At 72.6% G+C, this 21,712-nt stretch carries 17 protein-coding genes; 5 read left to right on the forward strand and 12 right to left on the reverse strand.

Annotation, left to right across the window (positions count from 1 at the left end):
* Nucleotide 1: 1 nt before the first annotated feature.
* Nucleotides 2–1,378, reverse strand: coding sequence for a M16 family metallopeptidase (locus ACIBCA_RS32605; protein WP_396286673.1), 1,377 nt, complete (start codon nucleotides 1,376–1,378; stop codon nucleotides 2–4).
* Nucleotides 1,379–1,632: 254 nt separating this feature from the next.
* On the opposite strand from ACIBCA_RS32605, the gene ACIBCA_RS32610 reads away from it, so the two are divergent.
* Together ACIBCA_RS32610 and ACIBCA_RS32615 are read left to right on the forward strand one after the other, a co-directional pair.
* Nucleotides 1,633–4,083, forward strand: a complete 2,451-nt coding sequence (locus ACIBCA_RS32610) for a DNA topoisomerase (ATP-hydrolyzing) subunit A (protein ID WP_396286674.1) — start codon at nucleotides 1,633–1,635, stop codon at nucleotides 4,081–4,083.
* 69 nt (nucleotides 4,084–4,152) lie between these two features.
* On the forward strand, nucleotides 4,153–5,055 hold the full coding sequence (locus ACIBCA_RS32615; protein WP_396286675.1) for a sucrase ferredoxin: 903 nt from the start codon (nucleotides 4,153–4,155) through the stop codon (nucleotides 5,053–5,055).
* Nucleotides 5,056–5,139: 84 nt separating this feature from the next.
* Here ACIBCA_RS32615 and ACIBCA_RS32620 read toward each other — a convergent pair whose 3' ends face one another.
* From ACIBCA_RS32620 to ACIBCA_RS32630, 3 genes are read right to left on the reverse strand one after another with little or no spacing between them, the layout of a single operon-like run.
* Nucleotides 5,140–6,213, reverse strand: a complete 1,074-nt coding sequence (locus ACIBCA_RS32620) for an ABC transporter substrate-binding protein (RefSeq protein ID WP_396286676.1) — start codon at nucleotides 6,211–6,213, stop codon at nucleotides 5,140–5,142.
* 33 nt (nucleotides 6,214–6,246) lie between these two features.
* Nucleotides 6,247–7,104, reverse strand: a complete 858-nt coding sequence (locus ACIBCA_RS32625) for an ABC transporter permease (RefSeq protein WP_396286677.1) — start codon at nucleotides 7,102–7,104, stop codon at nucleotides 6,247–6,249.
* Nucleotides 7,094–7,918 carry an ABC transporter ATP-binding protein gene (locus tag ACIBCA_RS32630; RefSeq protein ID WP_396286678.1) on the reverse strand — a complete coding sequence of 275 codons (825 nt, stop codon included), beginning with the start codon at nucleotides 7,916–7,918 and terminating at the stop codon, nucleotides 7,094–7,096. Before ACIBCA_RS32630 ends, ACIBCA_RS32625 begins: the two co-directional genes overlap by 11 nt.
* Nucleotides 7,919–8,210: 292 nt before the next feature.
* On the opposite strand from ACIBCA_RS32630, the gene ACIBCA_RS32635 reads away from it, so the two are divergent.
* Both ACIBCA_RS32635 and ACIBCA_RS32640 read left to right on the forward strand, forming a co-directional pair.
* The gene (locus ACIBCA_RS32635) at nucleotides 8,211–9,827 is read left to right on the forward strand and encodes an ATP-binding protein (RefSeq protein ID WP_396286679.1); all 1,617 of its coding nucleotides are present in this window, start codon (nucleotides 8,211–8,213) and stop codon (nucleotides 9,825–9,827) included.
* Complete coding sequence (locus tag ACIBCA_RS32640; RefSeq protein ID WP_396286680.1) at nucleotides 9,827–10,513, forward strand: response regulator; 687 nt, start codon at nucleotides 9,827–9,829, stop codon at nucleotides 10,511–10,513. Before ACIBCA_RS32635 ends, ACIBCA_RS32640 begins: the two co-directional genes overlap by 1 nt.
* 80 nt (nucleotides 10,514–10,593) lie before the next feature.
* Here ACIBCA_RS32640 and ACIBCA_RS32645 read toward each other — a convergent pair whose 3' ends face one another.
* The 6 genes from ACIBCA_RS32645 to ACIBCA_RS32670 form a co-directional block, all read right to left on the reverse strand.
* Nucleotides 10,594–12,288: a cation acetate symporter gene (locus ACIBCA_RS32645; protein WP_396286681.1), complete on the reverse strand. Its 1,695-nt coding sequence runs from the start codon at nucleotides 12,286–12,288 to the stop codon at nucleotides 10,594–10,596.
* Nucleotides 12,285–12,911 (reverse strand): DUF485 domain-containing protein, encoded by a 627-nt coding sequence (locus ACIBCA_RS32650; protein ID WP_396286682.1) that lies wholly within the window; start codon nucleotides 12,909–12,911, stop codon nucleotides 12,285–12,287. Before ACIBCA_RS32650 ends, ACIBCA_RS32645 begins: the two co-directional genes overlap by 4 nt.
* A gap of 125 nt (nucleotides 12,912–13,036) precedes the next feature.
* Nucleotides 13,037–13,732: a response regulator gene (locus tag ACIBCA_RS32655; RefSeq protein ID WP_396286683.1), complete on the reverse strand. Its 696-nt coding sequence runs from the start codon at nucleotides 13,730–13,732 to the stop codon at nucleotides 13,037–13,039.
* Nucleotides 13,729–14,940 carry a sensor histidine kinase gene (locus ACIBCA_RS32660; protein ID WP_396286684.1) on the reverse strand — a complete coding sequence of 404 codons (1,212 nt, stop codon included), beginning with the start codon at nucleotides 14,938–14,940 and terminating at the stop codon, nucleotides 13,729–13,731. Before ACIBCA_RS32660 ends, ACIBCA_RS32655 begins: the two co-directional genes overlap by 4 nt.
* 110 nt (nucleotides 14,941–15,050) lie before the next feature.
* Entirely contained in the window at nucleotides 15,051–15,536 is a 486-nt protein-coding gene (locus tag ACIBCA_RS32665) for a DUF1453 domain-containing protein (protein ID WP_396286685.1), read from the reverse strand.
* Between the two features lie 177 nt (nucleotides 15,537–15,713).
* Nucleotides 15,714–17,825 carry a type IIA DNA topoisomerase subunit B gene (locus ACIBCA_RS32670; protein WP_396286686.1) on the reverse strand — a complete coding sequence of 704 codons (2,112 nt, stop codon included), beginning with the start codon at nucleotides 17,823–17,825 and terminating at the stop codon, nucleotides 15,714–15,716.
* A gap of 541 nt (nucleotides 17,826–18,366) precedes the next feature.
* Here ACIBCA_RS32670 and ACIBCA_RS32675 point away from each other — a divergent pair.
* On the forward strand, nucleotides 18,367–18,600 hold the full coding sequence (locus tag ACIBCA_RS32675) for a hypothetical protein (protein WP_031073765.1): 234 nt from the start codon (nucleotides 18,367–18,369) through the stop codon (nucleotides 18,598–18,600).
* A 216-nt stretch (nucleotides 18,601–18,816) separates the two neighbouring features.
* Here ACIBCA_RS32675 and ACIBCA_RS32680 read toward each other — a convergent pair whose 3' ends face one another.
* Nucleotides 18,817–19,740, reverse strand: coding sequence for a S1 family peptidase (locus ACIBCA_RS32680; RefSeq protein WP_396286687.1), 924 nt, complete (start codon nucleotides 19,738–19,740; stop codon nucleotides 18,817–18,819).
* 246 nt (nucleotides 19,741–19,986) lie between these two features.
* Nucleotides 19,987–21,636, reverse strand: coding sequence for an RNA polymerase sigma factor (locus tag ACIBCA_RS32685; protein WP_396286688.1), 1,650 nt, complete (start codon nucleotides 21,634–21,636; stop codon nucleotides 19,987–19,989).
* Nucleotides 21,637–21,712: the final 76 nt, after the last annotated feature.

The following is a 21,712-nucleotide window of genomic DNA, read 5'->3' on the forward strand; positions in this document are numbered from 1 at the left end:
CTCATACGGCGGCACCCTCCTCGTCGGAAGCGGCGGAAGCGTCGGCGTCGGAAGCGTCAGCGGAGTCGTCGGAGTCGTCGGAGTCGACCGGGGTCGGCTCGTAGACGAGGACGGCCCGGTTGGCCGGGTGGAGGCGGGCCTCGGCGACGGCGCGGACCTCTTCGGCGGTGATGTCGAGGACCTTGGGGAGGGCCTCGTTGACGAGCTTGGGGTCGCCGAACAGGACGGCGTAGCGGCAGAGTTCGTCGGCACGGCCGGCGACGGTGGTGAGGCTGTCGAGGGATTCGCGCTCGATCTGGGCCTGGGCGCGCTCGAGTTCCTCGGCGGTGGGGCCTTCGGCGGCGAAGCGGGCGAGTTCCTCGTCGACGGCGGCGTCGATCTGGGCGATGGTCGCGTCGCCGGAGGTCTTGACGTCGAGCCAGCCGAGGCTGGGGGCGCCGGCGAGGCGCAGCAGCCCGAAGCCGGCGGAGACGGCGGTGCGGTCGCGGCGGACGAGCCGGTTGTAGAGCCGGCTGGATTCGCCGCTGCCGAGGATGGTGAGGGCGAGGTCGGCGGCGTCGGCCTCGCGGGTGCCGTCGTGCGGGAGGCGGTAGGCGGCCATGAGGGCCCGGGAGGGGACGTCCTCGTGGACGAGTTCGCGGATCTCGCGGCCGATGACGGCGGGGAGTTCGCCGGAGCGCGGGGGCTGCTTGCCGTCGTGGGCGGGGATGGTGCCGAAGTACTTCTCGACCCAGGCGATGGTCTGCTCGGGGTCGATGTCGCCGACGACGGACAGGACGGCGTTGTTGGGCGCGTAGTAGGTGCGGAAGAACGCGCGGGCGTCCTCGAGGGTGGCGGCGTCGAGGTCGGCCATGGACCCGATGGGGGTGTGGTGGTACGGGTGGCCGTCGGGGAAGGAGAGCGCGGTGAGCTTCTCGAAGGCGGTGCCGTAGGGGACGTTGTCGTAGCGCTGACGGCGCTCGTTCTTGACGACGTCGCGCTGGTTCTCCATCGAGGTCTCGTCGAGGGCGACGAGGAGGGAGCCCATGCGGTCGGCCTCGAGCCAGAGCGCGAGCTCGAGCTGGTGGGCGGGCATGGTCTCGAAGTAGTTGGTGCGCTCGAAGCTGGTGGTGCCGTTGAGGGAGCCGCCCGCACCCTGGACGAGTTCGAAGTGCCCGTTGTTGGAGACGTTGGCGGAGCCCTGGAACATGAGGTGTTCGAAGAGGTGGGCGAGGCCCGTGCGGCCCTTGACCTCGTGGCGGGAGCCCACGTCGTACCAGAGGCAGACCGCGGCGACCGGGGTGAGGTGGTCCTCGGAGAGGACGACGCGCAGGCCGTTGGCCAGGCGGTGCTCGGTGATGGCGATGCCTCGCTGGGAGGCGGGGGCCGGGTTGGCCATGCGCTCGGGTCCTTCCCGTCGTCGATGTCGGGGGTTCGTGTGGCGTCCCCCATTGTGGTGCAACGCGCGAGTGGTGCGTTCGTGTCCGCGCGGACGGTGCGTTCGCCAGGGGCGGAAGAGGGCCGCTGGCCGGGTGTGTCCGCGCGAGGGTCCACAATGGGGGCGCCGCGCCCTGTTGACGGGGCCGCGGTGGGCCCGGGTGCCGGGCCCGTTTCAGTGACACCGCCAGCGACACGTAAGGGAGCCCCGCCGCGATGGCCCGCCGCAGTTCGCAGACCCCGCCGCCCGGAGACTTCGAGGAGCGCATCCTCGACGTCGACGTCGTGGACGAGATGCAGGGCTCCTTCCTGGAGTACGCCTACTCGGTGATCTACTCGCGTGCGCTGCCGGACGCGCGGGACGGTCTGAAGCCGGTGCACCGGCGCATCCTGTACCAGGCCAACGAGATGGGCCTGCGCCCCGACCGGGCGCACGTGAAGTGCGCGCGCGTGGTGGGCGAGGTGATGGGTCGGCTGCACCCGCACGGTGACGCGTCGATCTACGACTCGGTGGTGCGCATGGCGCAGCCGTTCTCGATGCGGCTGCCGCTGATCGACGGGCACGGCAACTTCGGTTCGCTGGGCAACGACGACCCGCCGGCCGCGATGCGGTACACGGAGTCGCGGCTGACGGCGGCGTCGATGGCGATGGTGGAGTCGATCCACGAGGACACCGTCGACTTCGGGCCGAACTACGACGGCAGCGAGCAGGAGCCGTTGGCGCTGCCGGCGGCGTTCCCGAACCTGCTGGTGAACGGTGCGACGGGCATCGCGGTGGGCATGGCGACGAACATGCCGCCGCACAACCTGTCCGAGGTGGTGGCGGCGGCCCGGCACCTGATCAAGCACCCGAGCGCGGACCTGGACACGCTGATGCGGTTCGTGCCGGGGCCGGACCTGCCGACGGGCGGGCGGATCGTGGGCCTGTCGGGCATCCGGGACGCGTACGAGTCGGGGCGCGGCACGTTCAAGATCCGGGCGACGACGACGGTCGAGAACGTGTCGGCCCGCCGCAAGGGCATCGTGGTGACGGAGCTGCCGTTCAACGTCGGCCCCGAGAAGGTCATCTCGAAGATCAAGGACCTGGTCAACGCGAAGAAGCTGCAGGGCATCGCGGACGTCAAGGACCTGACGGACCGCGTGCACGGGCTGCGGCTGGTGATCGAGGTGAAGAACGGCTTCGTGCCGGAGGCGCTGCTGGAGCAGCTGTACAAGCTGACGCCGATGGAGGAGACCTTCGGCATCAACAACGTGGCGCTGGTGGACGGTCAGCCGCTGACGCTGGGTCTGAAGGAGCTGCTGGAGGTGTACGTCGACCACCGGTTCACGGTGGTGCGGCGGCGCAGCGACTTCCGTCGCCGCAAGCGCCAGGAGCGGCTGCACCTGGTCGAGGGCCTGCTGGTGGCGCTGGTCGACATCGACGAGGTCATCGCGATCATCCGGTCGAGTGACAACGCCCAGCAGGCGAAGGAGCGCCTGATGGAGCGCTTCTCGCTGTCGGAGACGCAGACTGCGTACATCCTGGACACTCCGCTGCGCCGGCTGACGCGCTTCGACCGGGTGGAGCTGGAGGAGGAGAAGGCGAAGCTGACCTCGGAGATCGCCGAGTTGACGGAGATCCTGGAGTCGGATTCGCGGCTGCGCAGTGTGGTGTCCTCCGAACTGGGCGCGGTGGCGAAGCAGTTCGGGACGGAGCGGCGCACGGTGCTGCTGGAGGCGGGGGCGGTGCCGTCGGCGGCGCTGTCGGTGCCGCTGGAGGTGGCGGACGATCCGTGCCGGGTGCTGCTGTCCTCGACGGGTCTGCTGGCGCGGACGGCGGACGGCGAGCCGTTCGAGGTGTCGGAGAAGCGGGCGAAGCACGACGTGATCGTGTCGGCGGTGCCGGCGACGGCGCGGGCGGACGTGGGTGTGGTGACCTCGGCGGGCCGGGTGCTGCGGCTGCCGGTGATCGATCTTCCGGCGCTCCCGCCGACCCCGTCGCCGACGCTGGCGGGCGGTGCGGCGGTGGGCGAGTTCCTGCGGCTGGAGGCCGGGGAGCGGGTGCTCGCGCTGACGACGCTGGACGAGTCCTCGCCGGGGCTGGCGCTGGGCACGCTGCAGGGCGTGGTGAAGCGGGTGGTGCCGGAGTGGCCGTCGAACAAGGACGAGTTCGAGGTGATCGCCCTCAAGGAGGGTGACGAGCTGGTGGGTGCGGTGGAGCTGCGCACCGGCGAGGAGGACCTGGTCTTCATCGCCTCGGACGCGCAGCTGCTGCGCTACCCGGCGGGCCAGGTGCGTCCGCAGGGCCGTCCGGCGGGCGGCATGGCGGGGATCAAGCTGTCGGACGGGGCTCGGGTGCTGTCGTTCACGGCGGTGGACCCGGCGGTGGACGCGGTGGTGGTCTCGGTGGCGACGTCCTCGGGGACGCTGTCGGGTGACGAGCAGACCTCGTGGAAGGTCACGCCGTTCGAGCAGTACCCGCGCAAGGGCCGGGCGACGGGCGGGGTGCGCTGCCAGCGGTTCCTGCGGGGCGAGGACGCGCTGGTGTTCGCCTGGGCGGGCGCGGCTCCGGCGAGGGCCGCCTCGGACAAGGGCGCGCCGGTGGACCTGCCGGAGCGCGACCCGCGCCGTGACGGTTCGGGTACGCCGGTGGCGGCGCCGGTCGCGGTGGTGGCCGGCCCGGCGTGAGCGTGACGGGGCCCGCCTCCAGGGCCTGGGGGCGGGCCCCGGCCGGCCGGTGAGGGTAGCCTTACTCCGGTGAGTACCTGTGCGAGCGCTTCGCTCGAACTTTCGGAGCCCCTGGCCGCCACGGCGGCGACGGCGACCACCTGGCTGCTGCTGGAGCAGAACGGCCCCTGGGGCGCGCACGCCCTGGGCGAGAGCCATCTGGACGCGGCGGTGGGCGAGGCCCTGGACGCGGCCGCGGAGGGCACCGGCGTGCGGGTGGCGCTGATCCGCCGGCCAGGCCGGCACGCGGACTGCCTGCCCACGGCGCGGCACGAGGTGATCGTGGCGCACACGGTGCCGGGCCGGGGCTGGGTGCGCCGGGCGCAGGTGGCGGACCCGGCGGAACTGCTGGGGCTGGACTTCGCTGCGCTGGGCGCGGGCGACCACACGAGTTTCGGGGCGGAGCACGTCGGCGGCCCGGTGGCGCTGGTGTGCACCAACGGCCGGCGGGACCGCTGCTGCGCGTTGCTGGGCCGTCCGCTGGCGGCGGATCTGGCGGCGGCCGGGCACAGCGAGGTGTGGGAGGTGACGCACCTGGGCGGGCACCGCTTCTCCCCCACGATGCTGGTGCTCCCGTACGGCTACGCGTACGGGCGGCTGACGGCGGAGAGCGCCAAGGAGGTGCTGGCGGCGACGGCGGCCGGGCACGTGGTGCCGCGGTGGTCGCGGGGCTGTTCGGGCTGGGCACGCCCCGGTCAGGCGGCGGAGCACGCGGTGCGGCTGGCGACGGACGAGACGGCGGCGGACGTGCTGACGGTCACTCAGCGCCCGGACGGTGCGGGCCGCTGGCTGGTGTCGGTGGTGCACCGGGACGGCCGGGCCTGGGAGGTGGACGTGGTCGAGGCGTTCAGCGAGCCCGCGCGGCCGGAGAGCTGCGGCCGGGCGGCGGGGACGCCCTCGCGGATGGACGTGCTCTCCGTACGGGGCGTGTAGGGGCTTTTCCGGAAGGCCATTCCTCCGGGAACCACGGCGGCCCCGCGCCCGTGGGGGTGGGCGCGGGACCGCGGTGCGGTGGGCTCAGCCGGTGGCCTTGCCCACGAACTCGGTGGTGTAGGTCCTGGCGAGGTCGATCGTCGCCTCCTTGCCCTTGACGTCCGGGTGGAAGGCGGCGAGCACGGCGAGCACCGTCTTCGGGCCGTCGGCGGGCATGACGCCGTCGGTGGTGAACATCGGCAGGGTGGCCTTGATCGCGGCCGCGTACTGGGCGGCGCCGCCCTGCGCGTAGTCGGCGGGCATCTTCGCGGCGATCTCCTCGGGGCTGTGGGTGGACATCCACTTGAGGGTCTTGACGAAGGCGTTGGCGAGTTTCTGGGTGGTGTCCTTGTTCTTCTCCACCCAGTCGGTGTTCATGTACAGCGAGGACGAGGGGTAGAGCCCGCCGAGCGCCTGGCGGGAGCCCTCGGGGGTGCGCATGTCGTAGAGGACCTTGCCGAGGCCCTTGTCGAGGATGTTCGCGACGGTGGGGTCGGTGGTCATGCCGGCGTCGATGCTGCCCTGCTGGAGGGCGGCGATGAAGGTCTGGCCGGCGCCGACGGCGATGGGGCTGAACTCGCTGACGGCGGTGCCGTTCTTGACGGCGAGGTACTTGGTGAGGAAGTCGGTGGAGGAGCCGATGCTGGTGACGCCGAGCTTCTTCCCCTTGAAGTCCGCACCGGACTTGATGGCGTCGGCCTGCTTGGTGGAGACGATCTCGACCTCGCCGGGGGCCTGGGAGAACTGGACGACGGACTCGACGATCTTGCCCTTGGCCTGGAGGTCGATGGTGTGGTCGTAGAAGCCGACGGCGCCCTGGACGTCGCCGGCGAGCAGGGCGGTGGTGGCGTTGACCCCGGCGGGCTCGCTCATCAGCTCGACGTTGACGCCGGCCTCGGCGAAGAAACCGAGGCGCTGGGTGAGCATGGCGGGCAGGTAGATGACCTTGTCCAGGCCGCCGACCATGATCTTGACGGTGGGTCCGTCGACCTTCTGCCCGGCGGGGGCGGCGGCGCCGTGGGTGGAGGTGGCGGCGTCGTTGGCACAGGCGGTGAGCGGGACGAGCAGGGCGGCGGCGAGGGCGAGGGCGGCGGTTCTGTTGATCGGGCGGGGGCGCATGGCGGGGGCCTCTCTACGGACGGGCGGTGGGGGTCAGCGGCCGTCGCCCGCGTCGGCGGGCTTCCAGCGGAACAGCTTCTTCTCGGCGAAGGTCAGCAGCCCCTCGGTGAACAGCGCGACGACGGCGAGGATGGTCATGGCGGCGTACACGCCGGCCGCGTTGAAGGTGCCCTGAGCAGCGGCGACGAGCAGACCGAGGCCCTTGGTGGCGCCGATGTACTCGCCGACGATGGCGCCGATCAGCGCGAAGCCGAAGCTGACGTGCAGGCTGGTGAAGATCCAGGTGGTGGCGGCGGGGATGACCACCTGGAGGGTGACCTTGCGGTTGGAGGCGCCCAGGATGCGGGCGTTGGCGACGAGGTTGCGGTCGACCTCGCGGGCGCCCTGGAAGGCGTTGAAGAACACCGGGAAGAAGACCAGCACCACGGCGGAGGCGATCTTGGAGGCCGGGCCGAGGCCGAACCAGATCAGGAAGATCGGGGCGAGCACGATGCGCGGGATGGCGTTGAGCACCTTGATGTAGGGCCCGAGCACGTCGGCGAGGAAGCGGATGCGGCCCAGGGTGATGCCGAGCAGCACGCCGCCGATGACGCCGACCACCCAGCCGGCCAGGGCCTCGTACAGGGTGTAGCCGATCTGTTCGCCGAGGGAGCCCTGGGCGGTGCCGTGGGTGATCCACTGCCAGATCTGGTCCCAGATCCTGGACGGCTGGGAGAAGTTGAACGGGTCGATCACGTCGGTGCGGGCGCACAGCTCCCACAGCCCGAGGAAGGCGACCAGGACGCCGGCCCTGGCTCCGTACACGCCCAACTTACGGTTGCGGGCGGCTCGTTGGCGGGCCTCGGTCCTGCTGGTGACGACGGGCGGGGCCGGGGTGGTCTCAAGCGGCACGACCCGCTCCTCTCTCACGGGTGATGCGCACCTCTTCGCCGAGGGAGGCCCAGATCTCGCGGTACAGCTCGACGAACCTGGGCTCCAGCCGGACGGCCTCCACGGTGCGCGGACGCGGCAGGTCGACGGTGAAGACCTCCTTGACGGTGGCCGGCCCGGCGGTCATCACCACGACGCGGTCGGCGAGCGCGATGGCCTCGTCCAGGTCGTGGGTGACGAACACGACCGAGGCCGCGTTTCTGGAAGAACCCGTCCCGGCCCACAACTCCAGCAGCTGGTCGGACATCAGGGCCCGGGTCTGCACGTCCAGCGCCGAGAACGGCTCGTCCATGAGCAGGATCGCCGGGTCGTTGACGAAGGTCTGGGCGAGGGCGACGCGCTTGCGCATGCCGCCGGAGAGCTGGTGGGGGTAGCGGTCCTCGAAGGCGGCCAGGCCGACGCGGCCGAGCCAGTCCCGGGCGCGGTCCCTGGCCTCGGCGGCGGGCACGCCGCGGAAGCGGGGGCCGGCCATCACGTTGGACAGCACGGTGCGCCAGGGGAAGACGGCGTCCTGCTGGAACACGAAGCCGACCTTCGGGTCGATCCCGGTGACGGGCGCGCCGTGCACCCGTACGTCGCCCTCGGTGGGCTCCTCCAGGCCGCTGACCAGGGTCAGGGTGGTGGACTTGCCGCAGCCGGTCGGGCCGACGACGGCGACGAACTCGCCCTCGGCGACAGTCAGGTCGAGGTCGCGGACGGCGGTGTGCAGGGCGCCGGACGGTGTGCGGAACCGTTTCGTCGCGCCGATCAGCTCGATCGCCGGGGTCGCCGTCATGCCCCCGCCTCGCTTCGCTCGCTCATGCTTTTCCTCCGGGATGTGGTGCTTGACCCGGAACGGTAGGAGCGGACGGCCGGCGGCGGGAGCCTTCTCCGCGTAGTGCGACTTCTCCCCATAGAGGGGTGTTCTGCTCGTTTTGCTTGCGCTACAACTGCGGGGACGCGGCTGACAGAAACACGCCGGAAACATAGGGTGTCCCAACCCCGCGCCTCCACCACCGAACCTCCACCCCTCGGGCCCCCGCCCCCCTCGGGGCCCCCGCCCCACGAGCCGCCGAGAGGAGGCCCGGATGAAGCTCCCCCGCTGGCCCCGCCGGGTCTTCGCCCAGCTCCTGCTCGGCCAGACCGTCGTCACCGTCGGCGTCACCGCCGTCACCGCCGGCCTCTTCCTGGCCCCCGTGAGCAGCGAACTGGACCACGACGCCATGCAGCGCGCGCTGTCCATCGCCCAGGCCACCGCCACCGACGAGGTGCTCGCCAGGGCCGCCGACGCCCGCGACTCCGCCACCGTGCAGCGCAACGCCGAGCAGATCCGCCTGGCCACCGGCGCCAGCTTCGTCGTGATCACCGACCTGGACGGCATCCGGCTCTCCCACACCGACCCCGGCCGGATAGGCCACCGGGTCAGCACCGACCCCGAACCCGCCCTCAGCGGCCGCAGCGTCACCGCGATCCAGGAGGGCACCCTCGGCCGCACCGCCCGCGGCAAGGTGCCGCTGCGCACCGCGGACGGCCGGATCGTCGGCGAGGTGTCGGTCGGCATCAGCGACGACTCGATCCGCCGCCGGCTGCTCAAGATGCTCACCGGCATCCTGCTGTGCGCGGGCGCGGGCCTGGCCGCCGGTACGGTCGCCACCCTCGCCCTGGCCCGCCGCCTCAAGCGCCGCACCCACAACATCGCGCTGGCCGACATCTCCGCGCTGCTGGTGGAGCGCGAGGCGATGCTGCACGGCATCCGCGAGGGCATGGTCGCCCTGGACGAGCACGGCCGCATCCGCCTCGCCAACGACGAGGCCCTGCGGCTGCTCGGCCTGCCGGAGGACTGCGCCGGCGCCCCGATCGGCGCCGTCCTGCCGCCCGGCCGCCTCACCGACGTGCTGACCGGCCGCATCACCGGCACCGACCTGCCGGCCGTCCGCGACGACCGGGTGCTGGTGGTCAACCGGATGGCCACCGCCGAGGGCGGGGCCGTGGTGACCCTGCGCGACCGCACCGAACTGGAGTCGCTGGTACGCGAACTGGACACCACCCGCAGCCTCACCGAGGCGCTGCGCGCCCAGGACCACGAGCACGCCAACCGGATGCACACCCTGTTGGGCCTGCTGGAGCTCGGCCGCCACGACCAGGCGGTGGCGTTCATCTCCGAGCAGTCCGGCTCGCACGCCGTGGTCGCCGCCCGCATCGCCGAACAGGTGCAGGACCCGCACGTGGCGGCGCTGCTGGCGGGCAAGACCGCCGTCGCGGCCGAGCGCGGGGTGCGGCTGCTGCTCGCCCCGGCCGCGCACCTGCCCGACGCCGTGGTGGACGCCCGGACGCTGGTGACGGTCCTGGGCAACCTGGTCGACAACGCGGTGGACGCGATGCCGGCCGGCGGCGGCCGGGTGGAGGTCAGCCTCGCGGCGGCCGGCTCCACCCTGCTGCTCCAGGTCGCCGACAGCGGCCCCGGCGTGCCGGAGGACCTGCGCGAGCTGGTCTTCGAGGAGGGGTGGACCAGCAAGGACGCGCCCGCGCACCGCCCGCGCGGGCTGGGCCTGGCGATGGTGCGCCGCCTGGTCGAACGCACCGGCGGCCGGATCGTGCTGGACGCGGGCCCGCTCGGCGGCGCCCGGTTCACCGCCGAACTGCCCGAGGCCCTGCTCCCCGACCTGCTCCCCGACCAGCTCCCCGCCCTGCCCGTGGAGGCGTGATGATCGACGTGCTCGTGGTGGACGACGACTTCCGCGTGGCGGACGTGCACGCCGCCTACGTGGCGAAGGTGCCGGGCTTCCGCGTCACCGGCACCGCCCACTCGGCCGGGGAGGCCCTGTCCGCCCTCGAGCGCCGCCCGGTGGACCTGCTGCTGCTCGACCACCACCTCCCCGACGAGACGGGCCTCGCCCTGGTGCGCCGGCTGCGCGAACGCCAGGCGGCCTGCGATGTGATGATGGTGACCGCCGCCCGGGACGTCTCCACCGTGCACGCCGCGATGCAGCACGGCGCCCTGCAGTACCTGGTCAAGCCGTTCACCTTCGCCGGGCTGCGGGAGAAGCTCGTCGCGTACGCGCAGCTGCGCCACGCGCTCGCCGCCCCGGCCCGCGAGGCCGGCCAGGACGAGGTGGACCGGCTCTTCGCCACGCTGCGCAGCGCCGCCACCCCGGCCGGCCCCCTGCCCAAGGGCCACTCGGCGCCCACCACCGACCTGGTGCTCGGGGTACTGCGCCGCGAGGGCCGGCCGCTGTCCGCCCAGGAGGTCGCGGACGCCACGGGCCTGAGCCGCTCCACCGCGCAGCGCTACCTCAAGCAGCTGGAGCGGGACAGCCGGCTGCGGCTGACCCTGCGCTACGGCGACACCGGCCGCCCCGAGCACCGCTACGGCCTGGCGGCCAGGCCGTAGGGACGTGGGGAGGTGGGTGGGCCCCGGCGGCCCCAGGACCGCCGGGGCCCCGTTCTCGGCACGGGCCCGGACGCGGCGGCTCAGGCCGCGCCCGCACCGGTGAGGGCCCGCACCTCCAGTTCGGCGAAGCGGTCCGCGTCGGCGGGCTCCGGCGAGGTGATCGTCCCGATCCAGCCGGCCAGGAAGCCCAGCGGGATGGAGACGATGCCCGGGTTCTCCAGTGGGAACCAGTGGAAGTCGACGCCGGGGAACAACGCCACCTTCGTCCCGGAGACGACCGGCGAGAAGAACACCAGCACGATCGCCGGCACCAGCCCGCCGTACACCGACCAGACCGCGCCCCGGGCGGTGAACCGCGACCAGAACAGGTTGTACAGCAGCACCGGCAGGTTGGAGGAGGCGGCCACCGCGAAGGCCAGGCCGACCAGGAAGGCCACGTTCAGCTGCTGGGCGAAGAGGCTGATGGCGATCGCGGCCGCGCCGATCCCGACGGCGGCGATCCTCGCCACCCCGATCTCCTGGCGCTCGCTGACCTCGACGGCGCCCCCGTCCGAAGCCTCCCGGGAGGCGGGCACCGCGCCCCGGCGCAGCAGCGTACGGCGGGGCCGTCCGCGCCAGGCGCCGGCCCAGATGTCGTGGGCGAAGGCGGCCGAGGAGGCCAGGGTGAGCCCGGCGACCACGGCGAGGATGGTGGCGAAGGCGATCGCCGAGATGAGCGCGAACAGCACCACCCCGCCGGTGCTGCCGTTGCCGCCACCGAGGACGAGGGCGAGCAGCGGGACGGCGGTGTTCCCGGCCGAGTTGGCGTGCCGCACCTCGGCCGAGCCGACGAGCGCGGTGGCGCCCAGTCCCAGAGCGATGGCCATCAGGTAGAAGGCGCCGACCAGGCCGATCGCCCACATCGTGGAGCGCCGGGCGGCCCGGGCGGTGGGCACGGTGTAGAAGCGGGAGAGGATGTGCGGCAGGCCCGCGGTGCCGAGCACCAGGGCGAGGCCGAGGCTGACGAAGTCGAGGCGGCTGGTGAAGGTCGCGCCGTACTTGAGCCCGGGTTCGAGGTAGCGGTGGCCCGCGCCGCTGTGCTGGGCGGCCTGGCGCATCAGTTCGCCGAGGTCGCCGTGGAAGCGGATCACCAGCAGGACGGTGAGCAGCACCGAGCCGGCGACGAGCAGGAACGCCTTGACGATCTGGATCCAGGTGGTGGCGCGCATGCCGCCGACCGTGACGTAGACGATCATCAGGCCGCCGACGGCGATGATGGCCCAGGTACGGGCCTGCGCGCTGTTGGTGCCGAGCAGCAGGGCGACGAGCGAGCCGGCGCCGACCATCTGGGCGACGAGGTAGAGCAGGGTGACGACGACGCTGGCGCCGCCGGCCGCGGCGCGGACCTTGCGGCGGCGCAGGCGCAGCGCGAGGACGTCGGCGAGGGTGTAGCGCCCGGCGTTGCGGACGAGTTCGGCGACGAGCATCAGCACGACCAGCCAGGCGACGAGGAAGCCGATGCTGTAGAGCACGCCGTCGTAGCCGTACAGGGCGATGAGCCCGGCGACGCCGAGGAAGGAGGCGGCGGAGAGGTAGTCGCCGGAGAGCGCGAAACCGTTCTGCAGCGGGGTGAAGTCGCGGCCACCGGCGTAGAAGTCCTCGGCGGCGTTGCCCCGGCGGCCGACCCAGAGGGTGATGCCGAGGGTGACGAGGACGATGACGGCGAACAGGACGATCGCGAGGGCGTGGTGGTCGCCGGCGGGGGCGACGGGCGGCGGGGTGGCGGTCGTCGTCATCGCAGCTGGTCCTGGGTGTCCCAGCGCAGGCCCAGGGCGGCGCGGTCGCGCTTGGTGCGGGCGTTGCGGGCGTAGAGCCAGGTGAGCACGAAGGTGCTGGCGAACTGGAGCAGCCCCAGCAGCCAGGCGACGTTGAGCGGCCCGGCGACCTGGGTGCGCATCAGGCCGGGGGCGGTGGCCTGGGCGGCGACGTACATCAGGTACCAGCCGAGGAAGACGCCGGTGACCGGGAAGACGAACGAGCGGTAGCTGTGCCGGATGGCCTGGAAGGCGTCGCTGGCCTGGACGGCCCGGTACACCTCGGTGCTGTCCACGGCGGGCTCGGGCGCCGGCTCGGTCCGTACGGGGGGAACGGGCCGGGCGGGCGGCACGGGCGGGGCCGGCGGCACCACGGGCGCCGGTACGGCCCGAGCGACCGGCGCGGCGGGTACGACCGGCGCGACCGCGGGAGCCGGCGCGGTGTACCCCGGACGGTCGGCGGCCGGCCGGTGCACCGGGGGCTGCGCCGGTACGGCCGTTCGGTGGCGTACGGCCGGGGGCTCGGCGGCGGTGGCGGCGGCCGGAGCTGCCCACCAGTCGAATCGCTGTCCCTGCCCGGGACTGCTCGTCTGCTGTTGTGGCACTGCTGCTCCTGGACCGGCGGGCTTTCTGACCCGACCCATGATGGGGGCCGCCGGACGGCCCTCCGGACCATCGCAGATACGTTCACTCGATGAGGTGATCGATGATCCGACAGACACTCATCGCACTACTGCTGCGTACCGGTGATTCCGTGGCGATAGGCGTACGCGACGGCCTGCGCGCGGTCCCGGACGGCGGTCTTGGCGAACAGGTTGTTGATGTGGGTCTTCACCGTCGCCGGGCTGACGAACAGGCGCTGGGCGATCTCGGTGTTGGAGAGCCCCTCGGCGATCAGCGCCAGCACCTCGGCCTCCCGGGCGGTGAGCCCGTCCGGCAGCTCCCCGGGCGCGGCGGCGGGCCGTACGGCGGGCGACGGCGACGTGGCCTCGGGCCCGGAAAGCCGTTCCAGCAGCCGGAGTTGGACTTGCGGCGAGAGCCCGGCCGCACCCGAGCGGACGTCCGCGATGGCCTTGGCGATCTCCTCGCCGCCGGCGTCCTTGGTCAGGTACCCGCGGGCTCCGGCCTGGAGCGCGGGGAACAGCGAGTCGTCGTCGGCGTAGGTGGTGAGCACCACCACCTCGGTGCCGGGATGGGCCGCGCGGATGCGCCGGGTGGCCTCGACCCCGTCGACCCGCGGCATCCGCAGATCCATCAGCACCACGTCCGGGTGATGCCGCTCCACCAGGGCGACGGCCTCCTCCCCGTCGGCGGCCGCGCCGACCACCTCGATGCCGGGCAGCAGCCCCAGCAGCATCACGATGCCCTCGCGCACCACCGTCTGGTCGTCCGCGACCAGCACCCTGGTGACCGCCGTCCCGTTCATGCCGGCACCCGCAGCAGCACGCGCCACCCTCCGTCCTCCGGGCCCGCCAGCAGGGTGCCGCCGAGCAGTTCCGCGCGTTCGCGCATCCCCAGCAGACCGTACCCGCTGCCGCTGTCGGCCAGGCCCGTGGCCGCGGACACCTCCGCCGACTCCACCGACTCCACCGACTCCACCGGCTCCACCGACTGGCCGCGCGGCGCCCGGGGGTTGCGCACCTCCAGCTCCACCGAGCCGGCCAGGTAGCGCAGTTCGACGGTGCACCGGGCGCCGCCCGCGTGCTTGCGGACGTTGGTGACGGCCTCCTGCGCGGTGCGCCGCACGGCCAGGCCCGCCTCGGCGGCGAGCGGGCGGGGCGTGCCGGTGACGGTGAGCACGGCCCGCTCCCGCCCGGCCAGTTCGACGAGGAACTCCCCGACCGGCGTGAACTCCCCGCGCAGCGCGGACAGCGCCTGCCGCGTCTCGGCCAGCCCGTCCTGCGCCATCCGCCGGGCGGCGACGACCCGTTCGCGGATCTGCTCCCGGTCCGTCCCGGCGTCCAGCATCAGCCGGGCGGCCTCCAGGTGGACGAGCTGCGCGGAGAGGCTGTGGGCGAGCACGTCGTGGATCTCCCGGGCGATCCTCGCCCGTTCCGCGAGCGCCGCGCTCTCCGCCTCGGCGGCCCGGGCGGCGCGCTCCTGGGCGAGCAGCCGCCGGGCGGTGCCGCGCGCCTCGGCGTCGAGGCGCATCAGGTAGCCGAGCAGGGAGATCCCGAGGAGGGTGCCGCCGACGGCGAGCCAGCTCGCCCAGCTGGCCGCCGCGTACGAGGTCATCGCGGCCGCCCCGACGAGCGCCGCCGCCCCGAGCGGCAGCCGGACGATCGCCGTCACGGTCAGTCCGATCCACAGCAGGTCCGCGAGCGTGTACGCCTTGCCCCACTCGGCCAGCCAGGCCGCCCCGATCACGGCGGCCGACAACAGGTAGGTGGCGGTGGGGCGTTGCTCCCGACTGACCTTCAGGTACGCCCAGCAGAGCCCGGCCGCGGCGACCAGCCCCGCCCCCACGGCCACCGCCGCCCAGCCGGTGTACCGGCCGTCGGAGAAGGTGCCCCAGCCGACGAAGGTCAGCAGGACGATCCGGCCGAGCAGGGTGAGGATGCGCCGCGGCCGGCTCTCCGCCTCGCGCTCGAGGCCCTCGCGGGAGGGCCAGCGGGTTGCTTTCCACCCGGCCACGGGCGTCTCCTCGCTTCTCGGGTCCGGCGTTCGTTCTCGCCGCCGGGCCGCTTACCATCGGCCGCTTCCCACCGGCCGCTTCCCACCGGCCACTTCCCATCGGCCACTTCTCAGTGGAGCACGGCCTCCTGCGGCGCCACCGGAAGCGTCCGGACCCTCCAGTTCACCACGAGCGAGCGGACCAGCAGCAGGACGGCGATGCCGAGCATCAGCGAGCTCCCGGACTGGTGCACGCCCAGGGCGCTGCCCGTCGCGTAGATGCCGATCCGGATGCCGATCATCCCCGCCCAGGCGGCCACGGTGGCCTTGGTGCCGCGCACCCAGGTCTCCCCCTCGGGCGTGCGCCAGATCCGCACCGTCCAGCCCCAGACCGTGCCCATGGCGAGCACCGCGACCAGGGAGGCGACGAGCAGGGTGACCGACAGGGCGGTGTGCGCGTGGTCGACGAGCTGTGGGTCGCGCAGTCCGAGCCCGCCGAGGATGAGCGGCAGGACCCAGAAGCGGCGGTCCGAGTCCACCTTCTGGGGGCGCATCTGGCGGGTGACCACCAGGGCCACCACCCCCAGCGCCACCACGACGTCGAACAGCGTGTTCATGGGGGGACCCTCCGTCCCGAGGTGCCTTCTTCCGACCTCTCCGACGCTACGGATTCGGCGCCCCCGGCTGATCGGCGTCGGGGTGGACGGCGGGTGGAACCGCACGCGAGAGGGCCCTCCACCCGTGGGTGGAGGGCCCTCCTGAAGCGCGCGGACCGGGCGCGGACCGGGCCTCGGCTACGCGTCGATGCGGGAGCGGTCCAGGGTGGCCGCCGAGTCGACGATGAACTCCTTGCGCGGGGCCACGTCGTTGCCCATCAGCAGGTCGAAGATCCGCTCCGCCTGCTCCAGGTCGCCGAGGTTGATCCGGCGCAGGGTGCGGTGGCGCGGGTCCATGGTGGTCTCGGCCAGCTGGTCGGCGTCCATCTCGCCCAGACCCTTGTACCGCTGCACCGGCTCCTTCCAGCGCTTGCCCTTGCGCTGGAACTCCAGCAGTGTGGAGCGCAGTTCGGCGTCGGAGTAGGTGTAGTGGTACTTGTCCTGGCCGCGCTTGGGGCTGGTCAGCTCGATGCGGTGCAGCGGCGGCACGGCGGCGAAGACCCGGCCCTGCTCGACCATCGGCCGCATGTAGCGGTGGAAGAGGGTGAGCAGCAGGGTGCGGATGTGCGAGCCGTCGACGTCGGCGTCGGCCATGAAGATGACGCGGCCGTAGCGGGCCTGGTCGATGTCGAAGGTGCGGCCCGAGCCCGCCCCTATCACCTGGATGATCGCGGCGCACTCGGCGTTCTTGAGCATGTCGCTCACGGAGGCCTTCTGCACGTTGAGGATCTTGCCGCGGATCGGCAGCAGCGCCTGGAACTCGGAGTTGCGGGCGAGCTTGGCGGTGCCGAGCGCCGAGTCCCCCTCGACGATGAACAGTTCGCTGCGGTCCACGTCGTCGCTGCGGCAGTCGGCCAGCTTGGCGGGCAGGGAGCTGGTCTCCAGCGCGGTCTTGCGGCGCTGGGCCTCCTTGTGCTGGCGGGCCGCGACCCGGGTGCGGGCGGCGGCGACGACCTTCTCCATGACGGACCGCGCCTGGAGCTTCTCGTCCTTCTTCGCCGAGGTGAGGAACGCCTTGAGCTCCTTGGCGACGACGGCCGCGACGATCCGGTTGGCCGCCGAGGTGCCGAGCACCTCCTTGGTCTGGCCCTCGAACTGCGGCTCGGCGAGCCGGACGGTCACGACGGCGGTGAGGCCCTCGGTGGCGTCGTCCTTGGTGATGTCGTCCTCGGCGACGCGCAGCAGCTTGGCCGCGCGCAGCACCTCGTTGACCGTCTTGGCCAGCGAGCGCTCGAAGCCGGTGACGTGGGTGCCGCCCTTGGGGGTGGCGATGATGTTGACGAAGGAGCGCAGGGTGGTGTCGTAACCCGTGCCCCAGCGCAGCGCGATGTCCACCCCGAGGTGGCGGGTGACCTCGGTGGGGGTCATGTGCCCCAGCTCGTCCAGGACGGGCACGGTCTCCTTGAAGGTGCCCTCGCCGTGCAGCCGCAGCACGTCGCAGACCGGCTTGTCGGGCGCGAGGAACTCGCAGAACTCGGCGATGCCGCCGTCGTAGTGGAAGACCGTCTCCTCGACCTGGTCGCTCTCGGTGAGCCGCTCGTCGCGCACGACGATGGTCAGGCCGGGGACGAGGAAGGCGGTCTGGCGGGCGCGGTTGTGGAGGTTCTCGACGGAGAGCCTGGCGTCCTTGAGGAAGATCTGCCGGTCCGCCCAGTAACGGGTGCGGGTGCCGGTGCGGGCCTTGGGCACCTTGCGGACCCTGGCGAGGCCGTTGGCGGGCTCGAAGGCCGCGTCCGGGCCGTCTTCCGCGTACCGGCCGGGGGTGCCCCGGCGGAAGCTGATCGCGTGGGTGTGCCCGCCCCGGTCGACCTCGATGTCCAGGCGGGCGGAGAGGGCGTTGACCACGGAGGCGCCCACACCGTGCAGACCACCGGAGGCCGCGTACGAGCCGCCGCCGAACTTGCCGCCCGCGTGCAGCTTGGTCATGACGACCTCGACGCCGGAGAGCCCGGTCTTGGGCTCGACGTCCACGGGGATGCCGCGCCCGTTGTCGCGGACCTCCACCGAGGAGTCGGCGTGCAGCAGCACCTCGATGCGGTCGCAGTACCCGCCCAGCGCCTCGTCGACGGAGTTGTCGATGATCTCCCAGAGGCAGTGCATCAGGCCACGGCTGTCGGTCGAGCCGATGTACATGCCGGGCCGCTTGCGGACGGCTTCGAGGCCCTCCAGGACGAGCAGGTGCCGAGCGCTGTAGTTGGAACCGTCGTCGCCGGCCAGCAGCGCGGACGGCACGGTCGTTTCGGCACTCACGGCGGCACTCTCCTCGGTCAAGTTCTGTCTCGTCGGTCACATCCGGACGTGTCCGGACCGTCCGCCAGTGCAGCACACCGCACCGACAGTCGTCGCCCAGCGTGCCCGAGCCCCCGCACGGGGTGTTCGGCACGGCGGGCCGGCCCCGTGCGGCTTGTACGCGCTGCGCGAACAAGGACCGCGTCCGGGCGTGGACCCCGCGGGCCCCATCTCCGCCCGCTGGCACCGGTCCTGGCGGACCGTGGGGCCCGGCGCAGGCTCCGGAACTGCCGTTATGCAGGCTACCGGCGCCCGGGGCGGGGCTTATGCTCCAACCCGGCAGAGGATTATGCTACGCGGACCTCGCACCCCGTCCCGATCGGGCGTTCGAGAACAGGGCCGTTCCCGGGATTTCGGTACGCATGAACCACCGGTCCCCGGGGCACGTCCTCATCAACACAAGCAGAATCCTCAGAGAAGAAAAGCCACGAGCGGGAACGTTTTCGACCTGGTTGGATGTTGACCCTGGTACGACAGCTCGTCGAGCTAGAGAAGAGGCGACGTGACTACTGTTCTGACCCCTGCGAGCCCGCTCACCGCGGCTGACCGCTGCGACCGATGCGGCGCCCAGGCTTACCTGCGCGTCGTACTCGCCAGCGGTGGAGAGCTGCTCTTCTGCGCCCACCACGGCCGGAAGTTCGAGCCCGAGCTCAAGAAGATCGCCGTGGAGATACAGGACGAGAGCGGCCGTCTGAGCACCACCACGACGGCGACGGCCTCCGACAGCGAGCGCTGATCCGGCGCCGCATCCGACAGCAACGTCGAGCTGTTACCGGTCGCGTGCGGTGCGCGACCGGTGAGCCGGGCGGCCGACCCCCTCGGGGGCCGGCCGCCCGGCTTCGTCGTTTCCCGAACGGTTCTCCCCCGTTCGCCGCGACCTCGCCGTCGGGCGCACCGACGGACACCCGACGCCGCGTCAGAACGTGACCGGCCGGTCACCCGGCGCAGACCGTCACAGCCGGGAGCGCACCGCGTCGGCGACGGAGGAGACCCGGGTGTAGACGCCCGGGTGGGCCGCCTCGGCGCAGCCCGTCCCCCAGGACACCAGGCCGACCAGCCGGCCCGCGACCACCAGCGGGCCGCCGCTGTCGCCCTGGCAGGCGTCCTTGCCGCCCTTCTCCTCGCCCGCGCACACCATGCCGCGGGCGTCGAACTTCCCGTCCTGCCCGCCCGGATAGGCGTGCGCGCAGGTCTGGTCGGAGATGACCGGCACGTCCACGCCGCGCAGCCCGGGCGAGTAGTCGCCCCGCCCGGTGGTGTCGCCCCAGCCGAACACCGTCGCCCGCGTCCCGGCCGCGTAGGGCCCGCTCTCGCCCTGGCCGACGAAGTCGATCACGGGCCGGTCGCCCTGCGACTCGGCGAGGGTGAGCACCGCGACGTCGTTCATGTTGGCGGCGAAGGAGTAGTCGGGGTGGACCCACACCGCCTTGACCACCACCTCCCGTCCGGCCGAGCCGCGCAGGTCGTCCCGGTCGAGGATGACCCTGAGCCCTGGCCGCTCGACGCGGGTGCCCTTGGGCTCGTCGTAGAAGCAGTGGGCGGCGGTGATCACCTTGGTCGGGGAGATCAGCGCTCCCCCGCAGAACTGGCCGGAGCGGCCGCTGCCGAACTGCTGGCGGCTGGCCAGGGCGACCATCCACGGGTGATCGGCCGTGCTCACCGCGTCCCCGCCGACCACCCGGCGCTGGGCCTCGGCGGGGCCCGCCGCGCCGAGCGCGACCAGCGGGACGGGCACGGCGGCCAGCAGCGCCAGGACGGCGGCCCGGCGGCGTCGGCGCGGGCCGGCGGGGGTCGAGGTGGGGTTCGGAGCGATGGTCTGGGCGGTGGTCTGGGCGGGGTTCGACAGATCGGCTCGGTCCAGGTCAGCGCGGTCCACGTCGGGCAGCACCGTGACTCCAGTCGGCTCGGTAGAGGGTCAACCGCCACAGCGTAGGGGACCGGCTACACTGTGCGACCCCTTCCCGGCGCGCCTCCACCCGGACGGGCGACAAGCACCACCCGGACGCTGACGGGAGCGGCCGATCCCACGCTCCGGAAACGCCCGAGGGCCCGGCAGCGGTTCGCTGCCGGGCCCTCGTCGCGCGACGCTCGTCCCTCGTCGTCCGTCGCGGAGGTCCGTCGATCAGTCCAGGTAGTCGCGCAGCACCTGGGAACGCGACGGGTGGCGCAGCTTGGACATGGTCTTCGACTCGATCTGGCGGATGCGCTCACGGGTGACCCCGTACACCTTGCCGATCTCGTCGAGCGTCTTCGGCTGACCGTCGGTCAGGCCGAAGCGCATCGAGACCACGCCGGCCTCGCGCTCGGACAGGGTGTCCAGCACCGAGTGCAGCTGCTCCTGGAGCAGGGTGAAGGAGACCGCGTCGGCCGGGACGACCGCCTCGGAGTCCTCGATCAGGTCACCGAACTCGCTGTCGCCGTCCTCGCCGAGCGGGGTGTGCAGCGAGATCGGCTCGCGGCCGTACTTCTGGACCTCGATGACCTTCTCGGGGGTCATGTCGAGTTCCTTGGCCAGCTCCTCCGGGGTGGGCTCGCGGCCCAGGTCCTGGAGCATCTGGCGCTGGACGCGGGCCAGCTTGTTGATGACCTCGACCATGTGCACCGGGATGCGGATGGTGCGGGCCTGGTCGGCCATGGCGCGGGTGATCGCCTGGCGGATCCACCAGGTGGCGTAGGTCGAGAACTTGTAGCCCTTGGTGTAGTCGAACTTCTCGACCGCACGGATCAGACCGAGGTTGCCCTCCTGGATCAGGTCCAGGAAGAGCATGCCGCGGCCGGTGTAGCGCTTGGCCAGCGAGACCACGAGGCGGAGGTTGGCCTCCAGCAGGTGGTTCTTGGCCCGGCGGCCGTCCTCGGCGATGATCTCCAGCTCGCGCTTGAGCTTGGGGGCGAGCTTGTCGGCGGCCGAGAGCTTGTCCTCGGCGAACAGGCCGGCCTCGATGCGCTTGGCGAGCTCGACCTCCTGCTCGGCGTTGAGCAGCGGGACCTTGCCGATCTGCTTCAGGTAGTCCTTGACCGGGTCGGCGGTGGCACCGGCGACGGCGACCTGCTGGGCCGGCGCGTCGTCCTCGTCGTCGTCGGAGAGGACGAAGCCCTCCGACTCCTCCTCCGGGCCGCTCTCGCCCTCGGCCTTGTCGCCCGGCAGGGCGACCTCCTCGAGGAGCTCCTCCTCGCCGCCGGCCTCGGCCTCGTCACCCTTGCCGGCCTTGCCGGCGGTGGTCTTCTTGGCGGCGGCCTTCTTGGCCGGCGCGGCGGCCTTCTTGGCGACGGCCTTCTTGGCCGCCACGGCCTTCTTGGCGGCGGGCGCCTTGGCCTCGGCGGCGACCGAGGTCGTCTCCGAGGTGATCTCGGCGGACACCGTGGGGGCCGGCGCCGCGGCGGCGGCGACGGCCGGAGCGGCGACGGGCGCACCGGGGGCGATGCGCACGGGCGGCTTGGTCGGGGCCGACGGGGCGGCCGGGGTCCGGGTGGTGACAGCCTTGGTGGCGGTGCGCTTGGCGGGGCTCTTGGCGGCAACGCTCTTGCGCTTGGCGCCGGCCGGCTCGGCCGCGCTCACCATGAGCTCCACCCCCTCCTCGATCAGCACCTGATTGAGGCTGCGCATGACGTTCTTCCACTTGGTGACCGGGATCTGGTCCGCCTCGAACGCCTGGCGCACGTCGTCACCGGCGATCTGCCCCTGGGCCTTGCCCCGCTCGATGAGCGCCAGCAGAGCCGCGGACTCGGCGATCTCGGGGGGAAGCGAACGGGATGTGCTGGCCGACACGAACAACCTCTCGGACGATGAGTGGACTCGAACCCGGACCGGCCGCCCGAGCGGGCGGGGAAGGAGATCGCGTGCCTGGGCA

Origin of the sequence: Kitasatospora sp. NPDC051170, from assembly GCF_044455705.1 — a bacterium.
In the GTDB taxonomy this organism is placed as follows: Bacteria; Actinomycetota; Actinomycetes; order Streptomycetales; family Streptomycetaceae; genus Kitasatospora.

Bases quoted from the DNA above. Each gene is read 5' to 3' on its own strand.
- ACIBCA_RS32605 (WP_396286673.1), bottom strand. From the start codon at position 1,378: ATGGCCAACCCGGCCCCCGCCTCCCAGCGAGGCATCGCCATCACCGAG.
- ACIBCA_RS32610 (WP_396286674.1), top strand. From the start codon at position 1,633: ATGGCCCGCCGCAGTTCGCAGACCCCGCCGCCCGGAGACTTCGAGGAG.
- ACIBCA_RS32620 (WP_396286676.1), bottom strand. From the start codon at position 6,213: ATGCGCCCCCGCCCGATCAACAGAACCGCCGCCCTCGCCCTCGCCGCC.
- ACIBCA_RS32630 (WP_396286678.1), bottom strand. From the start codon at position 7,918: ATGACGGCGACCCCGGCGATCGAGCTGATCGGCGCGACGAAACGGTTC.
- ACIBCA_RS32635 (WP_396286679.1), top strand. From the start codon at position 8,211: ATGAAGCTCCCCCGCTGGCCCCGCCGGGTCTTCGCCCAGCTCCTGCTC.
- ACIBCA_RS32640 (WP_396286680.1), top strand. From the start codon at position 9,827: ATGATCGACGTGCTCGTGGTGGACGACGACTTCCGCGTGGCGGACGTG.
- ACIBCA_RS32645 (WP_396286681.1), bottom strand. From the start codon at position 12,288: ATGACGACGACCGCCACCCCGCCGCCCGTCGCCCCCGCCGGCGACCAC.
- ACIBCA_RS32655 (WP_396286683.1), bottom strand. From the start codon at position 13,732: ATGAACGGGACGGCGGTCACCAGGGTGCTGGTCGCGGACGACCAGACG.
- ACIBCA_RS32665 (WP_396286685.1), bottom strand. From the start codon at position 15,536: ATGAACACGCTGTTCGACGTCGTGGTGGCGCTGGGGGTGGTGGCCCTG.